The 19,080-nt window shown below is 51.7% G+C and carries 22 protein-coding genes, 3 tRNA genes and 2 pseudogenes; 22 read left to right on the forward strand and 5 right to left on the reverse strand.

Annotated elements, in window-relative coordinates:
- Positions 1 to 10: 10 nt before the first annotated feature.
- A complete protein-coding gene (locus BJQ97_RS08240; protein ID WP_160156197.1) occupies positions 11 to 775 on the reverse strand; it encodes a hypothetical protein in 765 nt (254 codons plus the stop codon).
- A gap of 193 nt (positions 776 to 968) precedes the next feature.
- Between BJQ97_RS08240 and BJQ97_RS08245 the strand changes: the two genes are divergently transcribed.
- The 5 genes and pseudogenes from BJQ97_RS08245 to nfsA all read left to right on the forward strand — a co-directional run bounded on the left by BJQ97_RS08245 (position 969) and on the right by nfsA (position 2,386).
- Positions 969 to 1,042, forward strand: a tRNA-Pro gene (locus tag BJQ97_RS08245).
- Between the two features lie 10 nt (positions 1,043 to 1,052).
- Positions 1,053 to 1,125, forward strand: a tRNA-Ala gene (locus BJQ97_RS08250).
- Between the two features lie 10 nt (positions 1,126 to 1,135).
- Positions 1,136 to 1,228 (forward strand) — tRNA-Ser (locus tag BJQ97_RS08255).
- A gap of 137 nt (positions 1,229 to 1,365) precedes the next feature.
- Positions 1,366 to 1,542: pseudogene (locus tag BJQ97_RS08260) on the forward strand (pirin-like C-terminal cupin domain-containing protein); the annotation flags it as partial.
- A gap of 94 nt (positions 1,543 to 1,636) precedes the next feature.
- Positions 1,637 to 2,386 (forward strand): oxygen-insensitive NADPH nitroreductase, encoded by a 750-nt coding sequence (gene nfsA / locus BJQ97_RS08265; RefSeq protein WP_160156198.1) that lies wholly within the window; start codon positions 1,637 to 1,639, stop codon positions 2,384 to 2,386.
- A 73-nt stretch (positions 2,387 to 2,459) separates the two neighbouring features.
- On the opposite strand, the pseudogene BJQ97_RS08270 reads toward nfsA, so the two are convergent.
- Both BJQ97_RS08270 and BJQ97_RS08275 read right to left on the reverse strand, forming a co-directional pair.
- Positions 2,460 to 3,053, reverse strand: a pseudogene (locus BJQ97_RS08270) (IS110 family RNA-guided transposase); the annotation flags it as partial.
- 458 nt (positions 3,054 to 3,511) lie between these two features.
- Entirely contained in the window at positions 3,512 to 4,102 is a 591-nt protein-coding gene (locus tag BJQ97_RS08275) for a TetR/AcrR family transcriptional regulator (RefSeq protein WP_160156199.1), read from the reverse strand.
- A gap of 88 nt (positions 4,103 to 4,190) precedes the next feature.
- Between BJQ97_RS08275 and BJQ97_RS08280 the strand changes: the two genes are divergently transcribed.
- From BJQ97_RS08280 to BJQ97_RS08340, 13 genes are all read left to right on the forward strand, one after another.
- On the forward strand, positions 4,191 to 4,754 hold the full coding sequence (locus BJQ97_RS08280) for a hypothetical protein (protein ID WP_160156200.1): 564 nt from the start codon (positions 4,191 to 4,193) through the stop codon (positions 4,752 to 4,754).
- A gap of 17 nt (positions 4,755 to 4,771) precedes the next feature.
- Entirely contained in the window at positions 4,772 to 5,515 is a 744-nt protein-coding gene (locus BJQ97_RS08285) for an NAD-dependent protein deacylase (RefSeq protein ID WP_160156201.1), read from the forward strand.
- A gap of 179 nt (positions 5,516 to 5,694) precedes the next feature.
- The gene (locus tag BJQ97_RS08290; RefSeq protein WP_160156202.1) at positions 5,695 to 6,873 is read left to right on the forward strand and encodes an acyl-CoA dehydrogenase family protein; all 1,179 of its coding nucleotides are present in this window, start codon (positions 5,695 to 5,697) and stop codon (positions 6,871 to 6,873) included.
- A gap of 37 nt (positions 6,874 to 6,910) precedes the next feature.
- On the forward strand, positions 6,911 to 7,675 hold the full coding sequence (fabG, locus tag BJQ97_RS08295; protein ID WP_160156203.1) for a 3-oxoacyl-ACP reductase FabG: 765 nt from the start codon (positions 6,911 to 6,913) through the stop codon (positions 7,673 to 7,675).
- Between the two features lie 18 nt (positions 7,676 to 7,693).
- Positions 7,694 to 8,143: a MaoC family dehydratase N-terminal domain-containing protein gene (locus BJQ97_RS08300; protein ID WP_160156204.1), complete on the forward strand. Its 450-nt coding sequence runs from the start codon at positions 7,694 to 7,696 to the stop codon at positions 8,141 to 8,143.
- Positions 8,140 to 8,544 carry a MaoC family dehydratase gene (locus BJQ97_RS08305; RefSeq protein WP_160156205.1) on the forward strand — a complete coding sequence of 135 codons (405 nt, stop codon included), beginning with the start codon at positions 8,140 to 8,142 and terminating at the stop codon, positions 8,542 to 8,544. Before BJQ97_RS08300 ends, BJQ97_RS08305 begins: the two co-directional genes overlap by 4 nt.
- An 82-nt stretch (positions 8,545 to 8,626) precedes the next feature.
- Positions 8,627 to 9,796, forward strand: a complete 1,170-nt coding sequence (locus tag BJQ97_RS08310) for a thiolase family protein (protein ID WP_160156206.1) — start codon at positions 8,627 to 8,629, stop codon at positions 9,794 to 9,796.
- Between the two features lie 20 nt (positions 9,797 to 9,816).
- A complete protein-coding gene (locus tag BJQ97_RS08315; protein WP_160156207.1) occupies positions 9,817 to 10,425 on the forward strand; it encodes a TetR/AcrR family transcriptional regulator in 609 nt (202 codons plus the stop codon).
- Positions 10,426 to 10,478: 53 nt separating this feature from the next.
- Positions 10,479 to 11,342 (forward strand): branched-chain amino acid ABC transporter permease, encoded by an 864-nt coding sequence (locus BJQ97_RS08320; protein WP_160156208.1) that lies wholly within the window; start codon positions 10,479 to 10,481, stop codon positions 11,340 to 11,342.
- The gene (locus BJQ97_RS08325; protein ID WP_160156209.1) at positions 11,342 to 12,382 is read left to right on the forward strand and encodes a branched-chain amino acid ABC transporter permease; all 1,041 of its coding nucleotides are present in this window, start codon (positions 11,342 to 11,344) and stop codon (positions 12,380 to 12,382) included. The genes BJQ97_RS08320 and BJQ97_RS08325 overlap by 1 nt, the downstream gene beginning before the upstream one ends.
- The gene (locus tag BJQ97_RS08330) at positions 12,382 to 13,146 is read left to right on the forward strand and encodes an ABC transporter ATP-binding protein (protein ID WP_160156210.1); all 765 of its coding nucleotides are present in this window, start codon (positions 12,382 to 12,384) and stop codon (positions 13,144 to 13,146) included. Before BJQ97_RS08325 ends, BJQ97_RS08330 begins: the two co-directional genes overlap by 1 nt.
- Positions 13,139 to 13,846, forward strand: coding sequence for an ABC transporter ATP-binding protein (locus BJQ97_RS08335; protein ID WP_160156211.1), 708 nt, complete (start codon positions 13,139 to 13,141; stop codon positions 13,844 to 13,846). Before BJQ97_RS08330 ends, BJQ97_RS08335 begins: the two co-directional genes overlap by 8 nt.
- Positions 13,847 to 13,971: 125 nt before the next feature.
- Positions 13,972 to 15,192 carry an ABC transporter substrate-binding protein gene (locus BJQ97_RS08340; RefSeq protein ID WP_160156212.1) on the forward strand — a complete coding sequence of 407 codons (1,221 nt, stop codon included), beginning with the start codon at positions 13,972 to 13,974 and terminating at the stop codon, positions 15,190 to 15,192.
- 177 nt (positions 15,193 to 15,369) lie between these two features.
- On the opposite strand, the gene BJQ97_RS08345 is transcribed toward BJQ97_RS08340, so the two are convergent.
- The gene (locus tag BJQ97_RS08345; RefSeq protein ID WP_160156213.1) at positions 15,370 to 15,801 is read right to left on the reverse strand and encodes an OsmC family protein; all 432 of its coding nucleotides are present in this window, start codon (positions 15,799 to 15,801) and stop codon (positions 15,370 to 15,372) included.
- A 299-nt stretch (positions 15,802 to 16,100) separates the two neighbouring features.
- On the opposite strand from BJQ97_RS08345, the gene BJQ97_RS08350 reads away from it, so the two are divergent.
- Complete coding sequence (locus BJQ97_RS08350) at positions 16,101 to 16,394, forward strand: hypothetical protein (protein ID WP_160156214.1); 294 nt, start codon at positions 16,101 to 16,103, stop codon at positions 16,392 to 16,394.
- Complete coding sequence (locus BJQ97_RS08355) at positions 16,391 to 16,648, forward strand: hypothetical protein (protein ID WP_160156215.1); 258 nt, start codon at positions 16,391 to 16,393, stop codon at positions 16,646 to 16,648. The genes BJQ97_RS08350 and BJQ97_RS08355 overlap by 4 nt, the downstream gene beginning before the upstream one ends.
- 10 nt (positions 16,649 to 16,658) lie before the next feature.
- Here BJQ97_RS08355 and BJQ97_RS08360 read toward each other — a convergent pair whose 3' ends face one another.
- On the reverse strand, positions 16,659 to 17,165 hold the full coding sequence (locus BJQ97_RS08360; RefSeq protein ID WP_160156216.1) for a QueT transporter family protein: 507 nt from the start codon (positions 17,163 to 17,165) through the stop codon (positions 16,659 to 16,661).
- 74 nt (positions 17,166 to 17,239) lie between these two features.
- On the opposite strand from BJQ97_RS08360, the gene chrA reads away from it, so the two are divergent.
- Positions 17,240 to 18,448: a chromate efflux transporter gene (chrA, locus tag BJQ97_RS08365; RefSeq protein WP_160156217.1), complete on the forward strand. Its 1,209-nt coding sequence runs from the start codon at positions 17,240 to 17,242 to the stop codon at positions 18,446 to 18,448.
- A 169-nt stretch (positions 18,449 to 18,617) separates the two neighbouring features.
- The gene (locus BJQ97_RS08370; protein ID WP_160156218.1) at positions 18,618 to 19,052 is read left to right on the forward strand and encodes a DMT family transporter; all 435 of its coding nucleotides are present in this window, start codon (positions 18,618 to 18,620) and stop codon (positions 19,050 to 19,052) included.
- Positions 19,053 to 19,080: the final 28 nt, after the last annotated feature.

Genomic DNA, 19,080 nt, shown 5'->3' on the forward strand with positions numbered 1-19,080 from the left:
ACGCCTCCCATCAAATCGGCCATGTGAACCGTTTCGGCTGAAAGCGGCGCCGCAAATAGTGGGCTAATTCTTTTTCAAACAACTTGTTGTATTCGACCGCTGATACGTAAGCATCGTAAAAGATGAACGAATAAATCGATGGCAGATAAAGCGCCCACTGCATATCGATGATCTTCGTTGCACAATCGAATCGGCCGGTCAGCGTGTACGTGATTGCTTCGGGCAAGTGGGCGAAATACGATACCAAAATGGTAAAGGTGAAGATAAACAGGCCGGTGATCACTTTATGGACATACAAATGGCCAAGGCCAGGGGCAAGCACCGACCAGACGAGCGCCAGCCAAGGCTCGCGCTTGTCCAAATAATTAATATCCCATATTCCCATTCGGATGGAAGAGATTGGCGCATCTTCGCGGTCGGCGAGCAAATACAGCTTGTTCATGTCGACTGATCCGCGGTAGCTGTCCCAAATGCTGTACATGTAGATGGCCACATAAAACATGAGCCATCGTTCGTCAAGAACGGCTTTTGCCTTTTCAAAATCGCCAAGCAGCGAGTATAATATACCTGTATTGATATGGGCTTTTGTGTTGATAAACAGCTCCCAGAGGATTAACATAAAGGCCGTGGCGTAGCGTTGCTGCATCAAATTGCCGAAACCCGGAAACGAAAAGGAAAAAAAGGCGACGACAAGCGGATGACGCAAATGGAAATGGGTGGTTGTCAATTGCGACAAATGCGCCCGTTTGCGCCGCGCCGGCGGAATGAGTTTCACAAAGCGCCCCCTTTCCTTTACACAGTTGCTGTGTTTTTAGTATAGGAAAAGAGGAGCGGCAGCTATGCAGGTCGTTTCAGAAAAAAGATGATCAATTTTAATTCGTTATGGCGAAAAAAAGATAAAAAAACTATTGACTTTCCTTTAGGGTTCATATAAAATATGAATTTTCGCAAGGTAAATTGGCCTATGTCGGGAAGTAGCTCAGCTTGGTAGAGCACACGGTTCGGGTCCGTGAGGTCGCAGGTTCAAATCCTGTCTTCCCGATCATTGATCTGGGGCCTTAGCTCAGCTGGGAGAGCGCCTGCCCCGCACGCAGGAGGTCATCGGTTCGAATCCGATAGGCTCCACTTCTTTTGCGGAGGAGTACCCAAGTCCGGCTGAAGGGGTCGGTTTCGAAAACCGATAGGGGTGTCACAGCCCGCGGGGGTTCGAATCCCTCCTCCTCCGCCATGATACATATGAACGCCAGCCTGCCGATTGTCGGCAGGTTTTTTCTATTTGCGAGGCTAAGCACATGATTTGCCTGTTTTTAGATGAATCGGGTGCGATAAAAGGGAGGCGCCGTTCGGCGTCCAAGAACGTCAATCTCTCGTCACCAGCGGGGAAAGCTACAAGTGACCGCCCGCGAAACACTCCGTTTTCTTTTTTACGCACGCGAGCCGATGAACGAACCGGTCGTCGCCCACGGGCCGTTCGTCATGAACACACCGGAACGAATCCGCGAAGCGATTCACGATGACCAGGAAGGGCGGTTTGGGCAGTAAGTCCGGAAAGAGCCGATCATTTTTCGGCTCTTTCGTTTTTTGCTATGATGGAAATCAAGGATATCACGATTCAGTATGTCAGGGGGCATCGATGATGAATCCAATCATTGAAACGATCTTGCGCCATCGCTCGATCCGCCGGTTTGAAGACCGGCCGCTTACGGATGAACAAATCCGCACGATCGTCCAATGCGCTCAAGCGGCGTCGACTTCCAGCTACGTTCAGGCGTATTCCATCATCGGCGTGAAAGATCCAGAGAAAAAGCGGAAACTCGCCGAACTGGCCGGGAATCAATCATATGTTGAGCATAACGGCCATTTCTTTGTCTTTTGCGCTGATTTTCACCGCCATGAGCTCATCGGTGAAATCGAGGGAAAAGACGTGATTCCGTCGCTTGAGAGTACGGAAAAGTTTATGGTCGCGCTCATTGACACAGCGCTTGCGGCGCAAAACGCGGCCATTGCCGCGGAGTCGATGGGGCTTGGCATTTGTTATATCGGCGGTCTGCGCAACCATTTGCCAGAAGTATGCGCGCTTTTGAACGTCCCGAAACGGGTGATTCCACTTTTTGGACTTGCCGTCGGCTATCCGGCCCAAGAACCGGACAAAAAGCCGCGCCTGCCGTTTGAACACGTCTACCACGAGGACGAATACAACCAAGACCGCGAGCGATTCATTGAACAGCTGCAGCGCTACAATGCAACGGTGTCTACCTATTATGAGCAGCGGACAAACGGCCGCCGCCGCGACACATGGACCGGGCAAATGGCCGATACGCTCAGCCGCCAAGTCCGGATGTACATGAAAGAGTTTGTGGAAGGGAAAGGGTTCAATTTACGGTAGCCTCGTTGCAGGTGGAAGCAAAAAGGAGAGGAAACATATAGGTGTTGTTTTAGAAGCGCGGAGCCATGCTGATTTTAAGCCTTCCGCGCAGGCATTGATCCAGCTCGTCATTGTCCACGCATCCCTTCTCCAGCAGCCGGGCAAGGATGTTTTTTCCGGAAACGCCGAAGAGATCGGAGAGGACCGAGCCGAGTTTGACATTGGAAGACTCGAGCACTTTTTGAATCCGGTTTTTCTCCGAACTCAACTGTCCGACCCACTTTTTGCGGAGGCGGGTAAAATCCCGCCATTCGCGAATATCCGCTGGGGGGACGAAACTTTTTTCAACGAGTCCATGGCGGAGCAGCTTGGCGATCCACTCGGCGTCAGAGACATCGGTTTTTCTTCCCGGGACATTTTTGATCCGCTGCGGATTGGCCAGTGTCAAGTCGACATAGCCCTCGAGGAAGGCGAAGACCGGTTTCCAATATACGCCGGTGGATTCCATGGCGACATGGGTGACGCCATGTTCTTCGAGCCACTCCAGCAGGTCGCCAAGTCCCTTCGAGAACGTGGAGAAGGTTTGAATGTCCTTTTGAATGTGTCCATCTTCTTCCCATAGCGCGCAGGCGACGATGGTTTCGGCATGAACATCCAATCCTGCGCAGCGAGGATAGATGACATCCATGATGAAAATCCTCCTGTTCGATGATCGAGTGCGCAAACAGCGAATCCACGGGAGAAATGCGGCAGTTTTCCGTTCGTCGTCACCTTTCCTCCGCATCGGGAAAGGGCGGACAATGGGTGGTGCACCCAGTGGATTCGAATGCTTTTCCGTACAGGGTCCAAGCCACCATTAAGTATAACGTCCTATTGAACTGTTTGCGCCTGCTCTTCATTTTCATTATTGGGAAGAAAAGGGGGATTTTCATGCCTGAGTGGAGAGCAAAAATTGCTCATGGAACTTTTCCGTCAACAATATGTTAAACTTTTTCGTTGCCTCTTATAAATATTAGGCTGTAATAAAGAGTTTCCAACCTCCATGTTCCGTTTTTATCACCTGACAAGCTGGCACGGTGACAAGAAGAGAACAATGCCATGTAAAACAAATATAGATAAGTAAAAGGCTGGGACGCTCCATTTGCCTTAGCGGCAGATGGAACGTAAGTGATACTCGACGATTTCTTCCATTTGTGAAGGAGATAGCTTGTCAGGTTGCATGATGCCGTGCATGGCTAAACCGTCAACCAAAGCATATAGACGCTCTGTTTCCAACTCAATCGACACGTCGGGTCTTAACAACCCAAGATGGCCTAACAGTTCAAGCAACATCTTTATTGCCGTTTGTAACTCGTTATAGATTTGCTTGCTCAGTGGTTGAAGTTCGGAATCCCAAAGCGCCCTTTGTGTAAAAGAAAGCCACACCTCCATTTCTTTTTTCGTTTCATTGGTTAACGGCAAAATTTCAAGGAGACAACGTTTGATTCCTTCAAGAGGCGGAGTGGAGCGAGGGATGGCTTCAATCCGTTTCCGCACCCGTTCGGAGACAAGTTTCATTGAAAATGCTAACAACTCCGATTGGGAAGAAAAATAATAGCGTAGTGCTCCTGCAGACATCCCTGCCTCTTTCGCGATATTTCGTACGGTTGCTTTTTCGATACCGTCCCGCATGATCACGGTCCATGTTGCTTCTGCGATTCGTTTCCTCTGCTTTTCATGATCCACGATTTTAGGCATGTATCTAGTGTAACACAGTTGTTTTTTTAATACAATTGTGTTACTATTTTTTTTGATACAAATGTATTAAAAAAAGGGAGTGGCCGATATGATTGGTTGGTTGATTGTCGCGTGTGAAATGCTGTTTTGGGTATTCGTTGTATCCGGATTGTTTACCCGTTATGTGTTAAAATGGAAAATGGTCAGTGCCTGCCTTTTTTTATGCACCATTTTGGCAGATCTTATTTTACTCGTTGTATCGGTCGCAGACTTGGCCCACGGCCAGACAGCGAAGTTATCCCATGCGTTGGCAGCTGTTTATATCAGTGTGTCCGTTGTGTATGGACGTCGTATGATTCAATGGGCAGACAATCAGTTTGCTCACCTTTTTTTGAAAATGCCTAAGCCGAAAAAAGCTCCGCTCTTTGGAAAGGAGCATGCAAAGCAAGAACGAAAAGGATGGTATCGCCATTTAGGGGCTTGGGTGATCGGTCAAGTGATTTTGTGGGCTATGGTTTGGTTTGCTGCTGATGTGTCAAAAGCACAAGAGCTGTTCAGGATGGCGGGCCTTTGGACGTTGGTTTTGGTGATTGATTTTGTACTGAGTTTCAGCTATACATTATGGCCTCGAAAAGAAGCGAAGACGAGATCAGGAAAACTAAGCGATTGGTAGGAAGGGAGAAAAATAGCATGAATCCCATCGAACAGTTTGGGCGATGGATTCGAGAGGCTGACTCGATCGCCGTCCTGACCGGGGCCGGGATGAGCACGGAATCCGGCATTCCTGATTTTCGCAGCGAAAACGGCCTCTACGCCCAAGAGGACAATGTCGAATATTATTTGTCAGAGCATTATTACAAAAAAGATCCGGTTGATTTTTGGCGCCGGTTCAAGCGGATGTTTTCGTTAAAGCTGATGGGCGGATTTGCTCCGAATGATGGGCATCGGTTTCTCCGTTGGCTTGAGGAGATGGGCAAGACGGTGACGATTTTGACGCAAAATATTGACGGGCTGCATACGAAAGCAGGAAGCACGAATGTCATTGAGCTGCACGGCACGCTGCAGACGGCGACGTGTCCGTCATGCGGCAACAAGTTCGATTTGTCGTTTATCAATCGCCACGAGGTGCCGCGCTGCGAAAAGTGTGAGATGATTTTGAAGCCGGATGTCGTCTTGTTTGGCGGGCTCGTGCCGCGCATCGAGGAAGCGTTTGCGGCAGCGGCGGAAAGCGATTTGTTTTTGGCGATGGGAACAAGTTTGGAAGTGGCGCCCGTGAATCAAATCCCGTTTTATGTCGTCGCCGAATCGCCGGCAACAAGGAAAGTATTGATTAACAAAACAGCGACAAGAATGGACGGGATGTTTGACCTTGTCATTTATGGCGGAATCGGGGAAACGGTCGCTAGTGTGCGCAAGCAAATACAGGCGGAATAGATCGATAGATTCCATGCCAACGGGAGAACGCATATGGCGTTTTCCTGTTGGACAAAAATCAAAAAAGGTATTGTACTTTTCAGAACATTCGGATATAATAAAGATAACATACCAACCGGTTGGTATTTTGATGAGTAGAGCCGAGCATAAAGGTGTAACGGAAAATGGAGGGGACAATCATGCATTTGCGCTTAACGGACGAGCAGCGCATGGTGCAAAAGGCGATCCGCAAGTTTGTCGAAAAAGAATTGATGCCGCTCGAAAATGAAGTATTGCGCAATGAGCGCGAAGGGAAGCCTGGGCTCCCGCCCGAAAAATTAAAAGAGCTGCAGCTCAAAGCGAAAGAAGCGGGGTTTTGGGGGATCAACACGCCGGAGGAATACGGCGGCGCGAATTTGGGTCATGTCATGCAGGCGATTGTGTGGATGGAAGTGTCGAAAACGCTTGTTCCGTTCCAGTTTGGCGGATCGGCGGACAACATTTTGTATTATGCGAATGAAGAGCAAAAGAAAAAATATTTGATCCCGACGATCAACGGAGAGAAAAAATCGTGCTTTGCCATGACCGAGCCGGGAGCAGGATCAGATACGCGCAACATTAAAATGACGGCGGTGAAAGACGGCGACGAGTGGGTGTTAAACGGGGAGAAGACATTCATTACCGGCGGCAACGACGCCGATTTTGTCATGGTGATCGCCATCACCGACAAAGAGCGTCACCAAGCCTCGAACGGGCGTGAAGGGGTGACGTGTTTTATCGTCGACCGCGAGATGGGCTGGCGTTCGGAACCGATACATACGATGGGACCTTCCACTCCAGCCAGCTTAATTTTTGAAAACGTGCGCGTGCCGGAAGAAAACATTTTAGGCGAGCTGCATCACGGCTATCAACTTGGGCTTGAGTGGATCGGCTACGCCCGCTGGGTCGTCGGCGCCCGTGCGGTCGGAGCGGCCGAGCGGCTGCTGCAAATGGCCATCGACTATGCGAAGGAGCGCGTCACATTCGGCAAACCGATCGCCGAGCGGCAGGCGATCCAATGGATGATCGCCGATTCGGCGGTGGAAATTGAAGCGGCGAAATGGCTTGTTTTGAATGCGGCGTTTACGCTTGATCAAGGGGAGGACAATCGTCATTTAGCCTCGATGGCGAAACTGTTTGGCGCGAACATGGGCAACCGCGTCGTTGACCGCGTCATGCAAATCCACGGCGGTATGGGCTACACGAAAGAAATGCCGATCGAGCGCTGGTATCGTGAAGCAAGATTGTGGCGCATTTACGACGGCACGGATGAAATTCAGCGCCTCATTATCGGCCGCAATTTGATCAAAGGGCACGTCAAGCTTGGGCAGTTTCTCTAAAAAAATGAAAGCGTTATCGAAAGGGAGGAGAAAACCGATGAGTCAACGGTTTGCAGGAAGAGTGGCGTTTGTGACCGGAGGAAGCCGCGGCATTGGCAAGGCGATTGTCACCCGTTTTGCCGAAGAAGGGGCGAAAGTAGCGTTCATTGATGTAAACGAAGAAGCGCTTGAAGCGACGGCTGCCGAGTTGCGGGAAAAAGGGTATGACGTTTACGCCAAGGTGGCGAGCGTCACCGAACGCGAACAAGTGGAAACGACGATCCGAGAAGTGGTCGATCGGTTCGGCTCGCTCGATATTCTTGTCAACAACGCCGGCGTCATCCGCGACAATTTGCTGTTTAAAATGACGGACGACGACTGGCAAACGGTGATGGACGTCCATTTAAAAGGCGCGTTTTACTGCACCCGCGCCGCGCAAAAATATATGGTCGAAAAAGGGTATGGGCGCATCATCAACATTTCGTCGACGTCAGCGCTCGGCAACCGCGGCCAGGCGAACTATTCGGCGGCGAAAGCCGGCATTCAAGGATTTACGAAAACACTGGCGATGGAGCTTGGCAAATTCGGCATCACGACGAATGCCGTCGCCCCTGGGTTTATTGAAACCGATATGACGAAAGCAACGGCTGAGCGGCTTGGCATTTCGTTTGAGCAGCTCATCCAAGCGAGCGTCGCCAACATCCCGGTCGGGCGCAGCGGCCGTCCGGAAGACATCGCCCATGCGGTCGCCTTTTTCGCTGACGAGCGGTCGTCGTTTGTCAACGGTCAAGTGCTGTATGTCGCCGGTGGTCCGAAATGTTGAACACAAGGGGGGACGAACATGTATCAGCATGACATCGGAAAACGGTCGGCGAAAGTGAAAAACGTCGTTGAGCGCGGAGCGGTGAAAAAGTTCGCCGAGGCGATCGGGGATCCGAACCCGATTTATTGGGATGAAGAAGTGGGGAAACGGTCGCGCTACGGGCGCAACATTGCGCCGCCGACGTTTCCGCGCGTGTTTGACTACGGCGTCATTGAAGGGCTGAACGTGCCGTCCAAAGGGCTCATCCATGGCGAACAGCACTTCCATTATGAGCGCCCGTTGTTTGTCGGTGAAGAGCTGTATTGCTATGCGGAAGTGAAAGATTATTACGAAAAACAAAGCAGCATGGGCTTGCTTGGCTTTTTAGTGATCGCGAACAACGGCGAGGGCGCCGATGGAAATCTCATTTTCACCTCGACCTCGACGATCATTATTAACGAGGCGGTTAGAAAGGCGATGAGCGTATGACGACGATCCGTGATTGGCAAGTGGGGCAGTCCCTTCCAGACGTGACGCTTGCACCTGTCTCCCGGCTTGATTTGATCAAATATGCCGGAGCATCGGGCGATTACAATCCGATCCATACGATCGACGAGGAGGCGAAAAAGGCAGGCCTGCCGGGCATTATCGCCCACGGCATGTGGACGATGGGCAACCTCGCGAAGCTGTTTACGCCGTACTACGAAGAAGGATTTGTCCAAGACTATTTCGTCCGCTTTCAGTCGATGGTGTTTTTAAACGATGTCATCACCTTAAAAGCAACGGTGAAAGAAAAAGACGACAAGACGATTCGTTTTGCCGTCGCTGCCGTCAACCAGCATGGAAAAGAAGTCCTTAAGGGCGAAGCCGTGTTTTCTCTGTATGAGTGAAGCAAGGCAGCGAGCCCGGCAACATCGAGAACACGCCCAGTTGCCGGGTTTCGTACTACAAAGGGGATGAGGAGGAGTCAGGATGAGACGGGATGCCGTCATTGTGTCGGCCGTGCGAACGGCCATCGCCCGTCAAGGGGGCGCTTTGGCGACGCTGCCGGCGCACATTTACGGCGCGGAAGTGATCAAAGAAGCGATGCGGCGGGCCAACATCGGACCGGAGCATGTCGATGATGTCATTATGGGCAACGTCTTAAGCGGGGGCGGCAATATCGCTCGGCTGACGGCGCTGCAAACCGGCTTATCTCTAGAGTTGACGGGTTTGACCGTTGACCGCCAGTGTGGATCAGGCATTAACGCCGTCAATTTAGCGGCGCAAGCCATTTGGGCCGGCGATGGAGATGTGTATATTGCCGGCGGCGTGGAAAGCATGAGCCGTGCGCCGTATTTGATGGACCGACCGGAAAAGCCGTACAGCTCGACGCCGCCCAGTTTCCGCAAATCGCAGCTGTCGCCGAAAGAAATCGGCGATCCGCCGATGGGGATTACGGCGGAAAACTTGGCCAAAAAGTACGGCATCAGCCGTGAAGAACAGGATGCCTTCGCCTTGCGCAGCCAGCAGCGTATGGCGCGCGCCATGCAGGAAGGGCGGTTTGACGAGCAAATCGTGCCCATCACCGTTCCGGTGAAAAAAGACGAACCGTTCGTCTTCGATACGGACGAACATCCGCGACCGAACACGACGATGGAAGCACTCGCGAAACTGCCGCCGGCGTTTTTGGAAGGCGGAACGGTGACGGCCGGGAACAGCTCGGGGCTGAACGATGCCGCTTCTGTCCTCGTCGTCATGTCTCGTGAAAAAGCAGAGGAGCTTGGCGCAAAGCCGCTTGCGGTCATCCGCGCCCATGCGGTCGCCGGAGTTGATCCAAACATCATGGGCATCGGCCCGGTGCCGGCGACGAGAAAAGTGCTAAAAAAGGCGGGGCTTGCGCTTGATGAGATGGACATTATTGAAATCAATGAAGCGTTTGCCGCGCAAGTGATCGCTTGTGACCGCGAGCTTGAGATGGATCCCGAAAAAGTGAACGTCAACGGCGGCGCCATCGCCCATGGCCATCCGCTCGGCGCGACGGGGGCGATTTTGATCACAAAAGCGGTGTATGAACTGAAGCGCCGCGGAGGGAAATACGCGCTCATTACCGCGTGCATCGGCGGCGGTCAAGGCATTGCGACCATCATTGAGAGAGAATGACGCATTGGAGACCGTGGAGGATGAAAGAAAAATTAAGAGAAGTTGCCATAGAGTTGTTCGAACGCAAAGGATTCAAAGAAACGTCGGTGCAGGAAATCGTCGAAGCGATTGGGGCAACGAAAGGGGCTTTTTACTACTATTACAAAAGCAAAGAAGAGCTGCTCTCTGATATTTGCCTCTCTTATTTGGATGATTTGTTGCGGCAGCAGGAGCACATCCTCGAAGATGCAGAGGCGAGCTGTACGGAAAAACTGCGGGAGATCGTCTATATGGTCATCTGCAACATCCGCACCCGGAAGAAAAGCGCCCGCATTTTCTTCCGCGAAATGCGGCATTTGGCTGATGATCATTTAGCGGAAATCCGCGCCAAGCGGCGGGTGTTCCGCAAACGGTATGAACAGCTCATTCAGGACGGGATTGCTCACGGCGAGTTTAAGCCATCCCTCAACGCGGAAATGATCACCTTCGGCCTGCTTGGGATCACGAACTGGAGCTATTATTGGTTTCAGCCGGACGGGAGCGTTTCGGAAGAAGAGCTGACCGATATTTACGTCGATTTTATTTTAAATGGCATTCGGACGTCCAAAGGAACGGGGATGGACAAAGAGACGGAAGGGCTGCCGAACTGATCGTGCGGCCGTTTCGCTCATTCGATCGGGCGGCAAGACAAGGAGGGATCGGGATGGAGTTGTTCATTCAGCAACTGTTAAATGGGTTGACTGTTGGAAGCGTTTACAGCCTCGTTGCATTAGGGTTGACGCTCGTTTACGGCATTTTGCATATCCCCAACTTCGCCCACGGCGCACTGTATATGATGGGCGGTTATATGACGCTGACGGCCATGACGAAGCTCGGGCTGCCGTATGCGTTGGCCATTGTTGTGTCGATGATTGTTGTCGGGCTGCTTGGCGTCTTGATGGAGCGGCTGGTGTTTTATCCGCTTCGCGACGCGCCGCCGCTTCATGACAAAATCGCAGCGATCGGGATCTTGCTGTTTTTGGAAGCGTTCGCCCAGTTCGTCTGGGGGGCGGACTATCAGACGATGCCGACCCCATACGGCGACGTTGTCAGCATTTTCGGCTTAACCTTGACGGTTCAACGCATCCTCATCATCGCATCCGCTGTCATCATCATGATCTTGCTTTACCTCTTCTTGAAAAAGACGTTCATCGGCGCTTCGATCATCGCGATGGCGCAAAACCGCGAAGGAGCGAATTTAGTCGGCATCAACACGAATAAAGTCGCCATGTTGACGTTTTTCCTTTCCGGTAGTTTGGCCGCGCTCGCCGCGTCGCTCGCTTCGCCGATCAACCTCGTGTTTCCCGGCATGGGCCATCTCGTTATCTTGAAAGCGTTCGTCATCATCATTCTCGGGGGGATGGGAAGCATTCCCGGCGCCATTGTCGGCGGTTATATTTTGGGATTCAGCGAAAGTTTGGGAGCGACGTATGTGTCGAACGACTACAAAGACATTATCGCCTTCGCCATTCTCGTCATCATTTTAACGGTCAAACCGAACGGACTGTTTGCCAAGGAGGGACATTGATGGCCGTATTCGCCAACCGGCGCTTATGGATCGCCGTCCTTGCGGCGCTGGCGCTGGCCTTTCCGTTGCTTGTCACTAACAGCTATTACTTGCACATGATGACGATCTCCTTCATTTGGATGATCGCTGTTTACGGGTTGAATTTATTTGCTGGCTATACTGGTTATTTGTCGCTTGCCCACGCCGGGTTCTTTGCGATCGGCGCGTATGCGCTCGGTATTTTGACAGTAAAAGCGGGATGGCCGTTTTGGCTGGCTTTCGTATCGGCTTGCTTGTTCACAACGTTGATCGGCGTTTTCATCGGGCTTGTTGCGCTGCGAACGAAAGAGCACTTTTTCGCCATTTATACGCTTTGCGTCGGCTACATCATCTATTTGATCATTGACAAATGGGACAGTTTAACCGGCGGAGTGCGCGGGTTTATCGGCATCCCGGCGCCGGCTGACATCGGTCCGCTCTCGTTTCAAACGCCCGTCGCCCAATATTATTTGGTGTTGTTTTTCTTGCTTGTCGTTGTTTTGATCATGCACCGCCTTGTTTATTCGCTGACGGGAAGGACGTACATCGCCATTCGCAACAGTGAGGAGCTCGCCTTGACGCTTGGCATCTCGACGATGAAAAACAAGCTCGCTTCGTTTGTTCTGTCCGTCTTTTTCACCTCGCTTGCCGGGGCGCTGTACGCATCGTTCATCCGGTTTCTCGGCCCGGATATCGCGTATATAAGCGTTATGTTTGACTTTTTGACGTATTTGCTTGTCGGCGGGATTGGCACGCTCGCCGGTCCGGTCGTCGGGACGTTGCTCGTGACATTTTTGTCCCAGCAGCTGCAGTTTTTGCAGGACTATCGGATGCTGATTTTTGGCCCGATTTTGACGTTGCTCATCATCTTTTATCCGCATGGCATCGCCGGCGGCTTCATCCGCTATCAAGCGAAGCGGAAGGAAGCGCGCCGTCTCGAGCCGGAAGCGAACCGAGCGGCTGCGGAACTGGCTGTCTCGAGCCAAGGGCGAGGCGAGCGGCACGCAGAGGAGGGATCATGATGCTTTTGCACGTTGAACGATTGACGAAGCGGTTTGGGGGACTGCTGGCGGTCAACGATGTCACGTTTTTCGTCGAACAAGGGAAAATCAACGCCATCATCGGTCCGAACGGAGCCGGCAAGTCAACGTTTTTCAATCTCATCAGCGGCTTGCACCGGCCGACATCGGGGACGATTACGTTTAAAGGGCGCGATATCACTCGCCTGCCGGCAAACGAACGGGCGAAGCTCGGCATCGCCCGAACGTTTCAAACGACCCATTTGTTTGAACAATCGACGGTCATGGACAACGTGATCATCGGCCATCGTCTCCGCACGTCATCCAACTTATTTGATGCCATTTTGCGCACGAAACGGCACCGCCGCGAGGAACAGGCATGCAAAGAAAAAGCTATGGAAGTGCTCGACTTTGTCGGGTTGACCTATGTGGCGGATCGGATGGTGGCCAACTTGTCGCAGGAACAGAAAAAGCGGGCGGCGTTCGCGCTTGCCTTGGCGACCAATCCGGAGCTCGTTTTGCTTGATGAACCGGCAGCCGGCATCAACCCGGATGAAACGGAAGGGATTGAGGAATTGATCGTCAAAATGGTGAAAGGCGGCCTGACCGTTTGCCTCATTGAGCACAAAATGTCGATGATTATGAAAATCGCCGACCGCATTATGGTGTTAAACTATGGAGAAAAAATCGCGGAAGGAACGCCGGAGGAAGTGAAAAACAACGAGGCGGTCATTCAAGCGTATTTAGGAGGGAGCGCCATTGCTTGAAGTTGCGAACGTATCGGTCCGCTATGGGAGTTTTGCCGCCATTCGCGATGTGACGTTTTCCGTCAAGCGAGGGGAGATCGCTGTTTTGCTTGGCGCCAACGGAGCGGGAAAAAGCACATTGTTCCGCACGATCAGCGGGCTGCACAAACCAGTGCAGGGGGAAATCCGCCTCGACGGCGAGCGGATTGATTCGCTGCCGCCTGACCGCATCGTCGGGCGCGGCGTCGTGCAATGCGCGGAAGGGCGCAAACTGTTTCCGCGCATGAGTGTATACGAAAACTTGCTGATGGGCGCTTATGTCCATCGGAAGGACAAAGAAGGCATCCGCCGCTCGATCGAACATGTATACGAACTGTTTCCGATTTTGCGCGAAAAGCAAAACGCGCCAGCCGGGTCGTTAAGCGGAGGTCAGCAGCAAATGCTCGCCATCGGCCGCGCCTTAATGTCGCGTCCTGTGGTGCTCTTGCTTGATGAGCCGTCAATCGGACTCGCTCCGTTGATTGTCGAGCAGATGTTTGCGACGATTAAGCAAATCAATGAGGGAGGAACAACGATTTTGTTGGCGGAACAAAACGCCCATGCGGCGTTGTCCATTGCCCACCGCGGCTATGTGTTTGAAAACGGAACGATCATTGCCTCGGGAACGGCGGAGGAGCTGCTCGCCAACGATGATGTCCGCAAGGCGTACATTGGTGCATGATAGGCCTCGTCCTGTCCATCAGCGAAAGCAAGGAGAAGAGATGGCGCTGAAAGGGGGTGAATAACGGGTGTGTCAAATATTACCTAAATATTCACAATAATAAATAATCAATAGGGGGGAATAGAATGAAAAAAAGAAAATGGTCCATCGCCCCTATCATCGCGGCCATCATGATGTTTATGCTTGCCGCCTGCAACAGCTCAACGACCAACAGCAACGCGGGCAGCGGAAACAACCATAATGGAGGTGGAGGCGGCGGTGAAACGGGCACGGTCAACATCGGTTATAGCGGCCCGCTGAGCGGCCCGGCCGCTTACTACGGCCAACGGACGTTAAACGGCTTGAAAATGGCAGCTGAGGAAATCAACAACATCGGTGGCTTTGAGGTGAAAGGAAAGAAATACAAAATTAACCTCGTCCCGTTGGATGACAAATATTTGCCAAACGAAACGGCGGCGAACGCCAAACGCCTTGTGCAAGAGCATCATACGCCGATCATTTTCACGCCGCACAGCGGTGGCGTCATGTCGCTGCAAGTGTTCAATCAAACGGACAATTTCATCATCGCGGCGTATACGAGTGAGCCGAAAATTACCCAAACAGGCAACAAGCTGACTGTGCGCATTCCGCCGCGCTATGACGGCTACATCCCGACTTTTACTGATTATGCCATGAAGCATTTCGGCAAGAAACTGGCTGCTTTGCCGACGGCGACGCAATACGGGAAAGACTGGACGGAAAAGCTGTTGCCGTATTGGGAAAAACAAGGCGGAAAAGTCGTCTACAAATCATCAATTGACTTTACGAAAGACACCGACTTCTTTACGATCGTGACGAATGCCTTGAAAGAAAAACCGGATGTCTTGTTTATCGGAGGAGCTTCGGAACCGACCGCGAAAGTGGCGAAACAAGCGCGCGAACTTGGTTTTAAAGGCGGCTTTATCATTATGGATCAGGCGAAACTCGATGAGATGAAACGAGTAACCGGCTCTTATGACATGCTTGAAGGTTCGATCGGCGTCATGCCGCTTGTCGAGTCGGACGAACCGGCTGTTCCGGATTTTGTGAAAAACTACCGGGCGAAATTCAATGAAGATCCGGGTTCGGAAGCCGCTTACAACTATTTGGCGCTTTACGCTTTCGTCGAAGCGATGAAAGCCGCAGGCACCGTCGATGACCCGCAAGCCATCCGCGAACATATGAACGACGGCTTGAAAAACATTCCGGCAGAAAAGAAAGTGTATAACGTCCCAAGCATCGGCGACGATGGCGGCTTTGAATCGGAAATCGTCGTGGCGGCGGTGGAAAATGGAAAAATTGTGCCGATTGAGTTAATCGATCAATAATCCATTATGCAGATTGGCAAACCAAGAAGCCCTTTCAACCAGGCTTGCCATGCATGAGCCCTGAAGTGTGCATTTCTTTTCAAGAATTCATAAACCAAGCAATCAAAAGGCTGTCTGAAAAGGTTGTCGTACGACTTTTTTCAGACAGCCTTCTCCATTTTCGCATTATGACGTTTTTTAATTCGTTATAGGTACCGTCGGTACGCCCCTTAGGGTGTCTTTTACTGGGCAGACACGTTCAACGTGTTCAATCAAGGCTTGGACGTTTTTTGGATCGGAAGGGGAGTCAATATCAATATGGTAACGAATTTCTAAGAATCCAGGTCGAACGTCCGCTTTCTCCATAAAGCCATCGGGATCTAAATCCCCTTCTACGTGCACTTGAACGCCTTTCAGTTCGACGCCGTGATGGCTGGCAAACAGAGAGACCAGCACATTGATGCAGCCGCCTAGTGCAGCTAGGACCAGCTCTACGGGATTCGGTCCTTGGTCGGTGCCTCCCAAGGCTGGGGGTTCGTCAATGATGACTTGTTTGCCGTTCATGTCAGCCACCGAGCGTACTCCTTCGCCAGACCATTTGACATCAGAGGAAAAGGTAAGCTTAGGCATGGGAAAAACCTCCTGACAAATAGGAATAGTGGATAAATTAAGCATAATACATAAATTCCTATTTAACAAGTAAGAATTTGAAGAAAACAAAGGCGACGGAAAGAAGAATGGATGCGGTGATGATAGGATTGCTACCTGGCGGAACTGTTTCGGGTTGATAAATTCTTATTATGTACTTTTCACCATAAAAACTATGTTCTAAATAATCAAAAAGAAAATAGAAAAATTTCCAATAATGCGATAAAATAAAACTGCTCTGCCGCATGATGAATCTAATCACAGAAGGGGAGAGACCAACCATGCGGGAAATGGCCCTCGGCCTTGCCGCTTCGTTCTTTTTTGCGATCACCGAACAAATCGAGACGGAAACTGGAACCGTCACTGTGCGCCGCCCGATTGAAAAACGGGCGCTTTTCATCATTTTGCTTGGCGTGTCATCCGCCCCGCTTGCAAACGGTTGGGTGCTCGTCGGCTTCACGATCATTGTCGTTGGGATTTGTTGGCATAGCTTCGAGGCTGCAAAGACGACGAAACGGTCGTCGCCCTCCGTTCCGAAAACCCGGCGCTCCTATCAGGTGGGAAAAGAACTATGAGAACGATCGTATATTTGCTTTTAGCCTGTCATGTTGTTGTCATTTGTTGCTGGATAAGCGACTCGACTGTGCTCACGACCCCAATTGGCCTCGCTGTATGGGCTGGCGGGATGGTCACGAGCATCATCATCCTTCGTTTTTGCCAAAACATTCACCAAAAGCTGCAGTACATGTTAAAAACGATGACAGCGACGTCAGTGTTGCTTGCCGTCTGTTCATTGATCATCGAGTGGGCGATGCGCTCGATGCCGTAGGAACACTTGGTCAGTCGTTGCGGCCGTCAGCGGCCTGGAAGGCTTCTGGAGCGATCCGGCGCCCGACAGCGTACATAATCGGCGTCCCGATGGCCATAACGACAAACTCCCCAATGGCGGTCGTGAGCCATGTGAGCCAAAATGGAAAACCGAGCGCCAGTTTCAGCTCGATGGCGATGATAGCCATCGTTACGGTAAATGACAACGTATTGATCGCCATGCGCATCCAAACGTTTTCGACATACCGCATGGCACCGATCGTAATCAGCATCGCCAACACAGACTGGCTGACACCGAATACGAGATCATACGCAACGATCGGTGAGAAAAACAAATTGGCGAAAAAGACGCCAAGCACGATGCCAATGGCGTATGTTTTACGGAACACGACCAAATGATTTAACATTTCCGAGACGCGAAACTGAATGTTCGTAAAGCCAAACGGCTGAATGAGTGCCGTCACCGCGATATACACGGCGGCGATCAAGCCGTTTGCCGCTATGATCCGAATGTTCATAACGTCCTCTCCTCGTATTGATGATAATATGATTGTAGCACGACAAACGAATGAACGAAAGGAAGTGAATCTCGTTGACCTTGACGGATCAACAAGCAACAAGCCGGCGGCGATCGGTTTGGGAAGTCGGAAAAACAGCGCTTCTCCTCGGCCTAACGTCATTTGGTGGTCCGGTCGCTCATCTCGGCTATTTTTACGAAGAGTATGTCAAACGCAAAAAATGGATGGACGAGAAAACCTATGCCGATTTGGTCGCTTTATGCCAATTCCTCCCTGGTCCGGCGAGCAGCCAAGTCGGCATCGGCATCGGATTCATGCGCGCTGGTGTTTGGGGGGCGTTTGCCGCTTGGCTTGGCTTTACATTGCCATCGGCTGTCGCCCTCAGCGTAGTCGCCGTTTGGCTGCAACATGCTCCTTCGGGTGAAGCTGGTTGGATGAAAGGTTTGCTGTTGGCAGCTGTAGCGGTTGTAGCACAAGCCGTATGGGAGATGGCGCGCAAATTCGCCTCTGGCCGTCTTGAGGCAACGCTTGCGGTCGCAGCGGCGGCGGTGGTACTTCTTGTTCCGGGCGCGTGGAGCCAAGTAGCCCTCATCGCCGCAGCGGGGGGCATTGGCGCTGTTGGATGGCGAAAAAACGCTGTGCCTTCTTCGTCTTCAACAGGCATCCCGCCTTCCATTCGTCGTTCCACCGGTTTGACGCTGCTTTCATTGTTTGCCGTGTTGCTTGTTGCGTTGCCGCTCATTCGCACTTGGATCCATTCACCGCTTTTGGCGTTGTTTGACAGTTTTTACCGCGCTGGGGCGCTCGTGTTTGGCGGCGGTCATGTGGTGTTGCCGCTCTTGGAAGCGGAAGTGGTGCCGCAAGGGTGGGTGAACGCTAATCAGTTTTTAGCCGGCTACAGCGCCGCCCAAGCCGTCCCTGGGCCGCTGTTTACGTTTGCTGCGTATATCGGAATGGCGGGCTTTGGGTGGAAAGGAGCGTTGGTGGCTACGGCAGCGATTTTTCTTCCATCTTTTTTGCTTGTGCTCGGCGCCTTTCCGTTTTGGCACTGGCTTCGCCGCCATCCGCGCTTCCAAGCGGCGCTGGCTGGCATTAATGCCGCCATTGTCGGGATTTTGCTTGCGGCGCTGTATGACCCGATTTGGACGAAAGCCGTGAAAGGACCGGCTGATCTAGCATTTGTCCTTGGCGCCTTCCTTCTCCTTGCCGTTTGGAAGTGGCCGGCCTGGGCGGTTGTTCTCGTTTCGTTCGTCGGGGGGCTTTGGCTTTCTTTTGTTCAATGAATCCGATGGCCGACTACGGCAGAAAAGCTAGGAATAGAGCCTTCTTATCTAGCTTTTATTGGTTAATCAACGCGCCTAGGTTTTTCGGCTGCTAGGCCAATATCTTGACAAGTTTTTTTGAAATGAATCATGATCAAGAGGAATGTTGGTGACTTAGGGGGAATAGGACGTGAAATGGTTATGGATGATGCTGGCCTTGGCTGCCGGAATGGCTGTTTCCGTACAGGCTGGAGTCAATGGCGGCCTAGGCAAGCGGATCGGTGTGTTTGAAGGAGCGTTCGTTTCGTTTTTGATCGGGACGGTTGTCCTCTTTTTAATGCAATTGTTTTTGGGCAAAGGAGAATTGCTTGCCATGTTTTCCGTGCCGAAATGGCAGTTGATAGGAGGTATTCTCGGAGCTTTTTACGTTTTTGTCATGGTGCTCATCGTCCCGAAAATCGGTGTTGCCAATTCATTGATGGCGGTAATTGCCGGGCAGCTTGTCATGAGTTCAATTGTTGACCATTTTGGCTTGTTCGGTGGACAGCGTATTCCATTTGACATGATGCGCCTAGCCGCCCTGGGCTTTCTATTTTTGGCGCTTTGGCTCTTTTTTCGCAAATGAACAGGACTGGCCGAGTTGGTTTAGTTTT

This window comes from Geobacillus sp. TFV-3, assembly GCF_009901865.1.
Lineage (GTDB): Bacteria > Bacillota > Bacilli > Bacillales > Anoxybacillaceae > Geobacillus > Geobacillus thermoleovorans_A.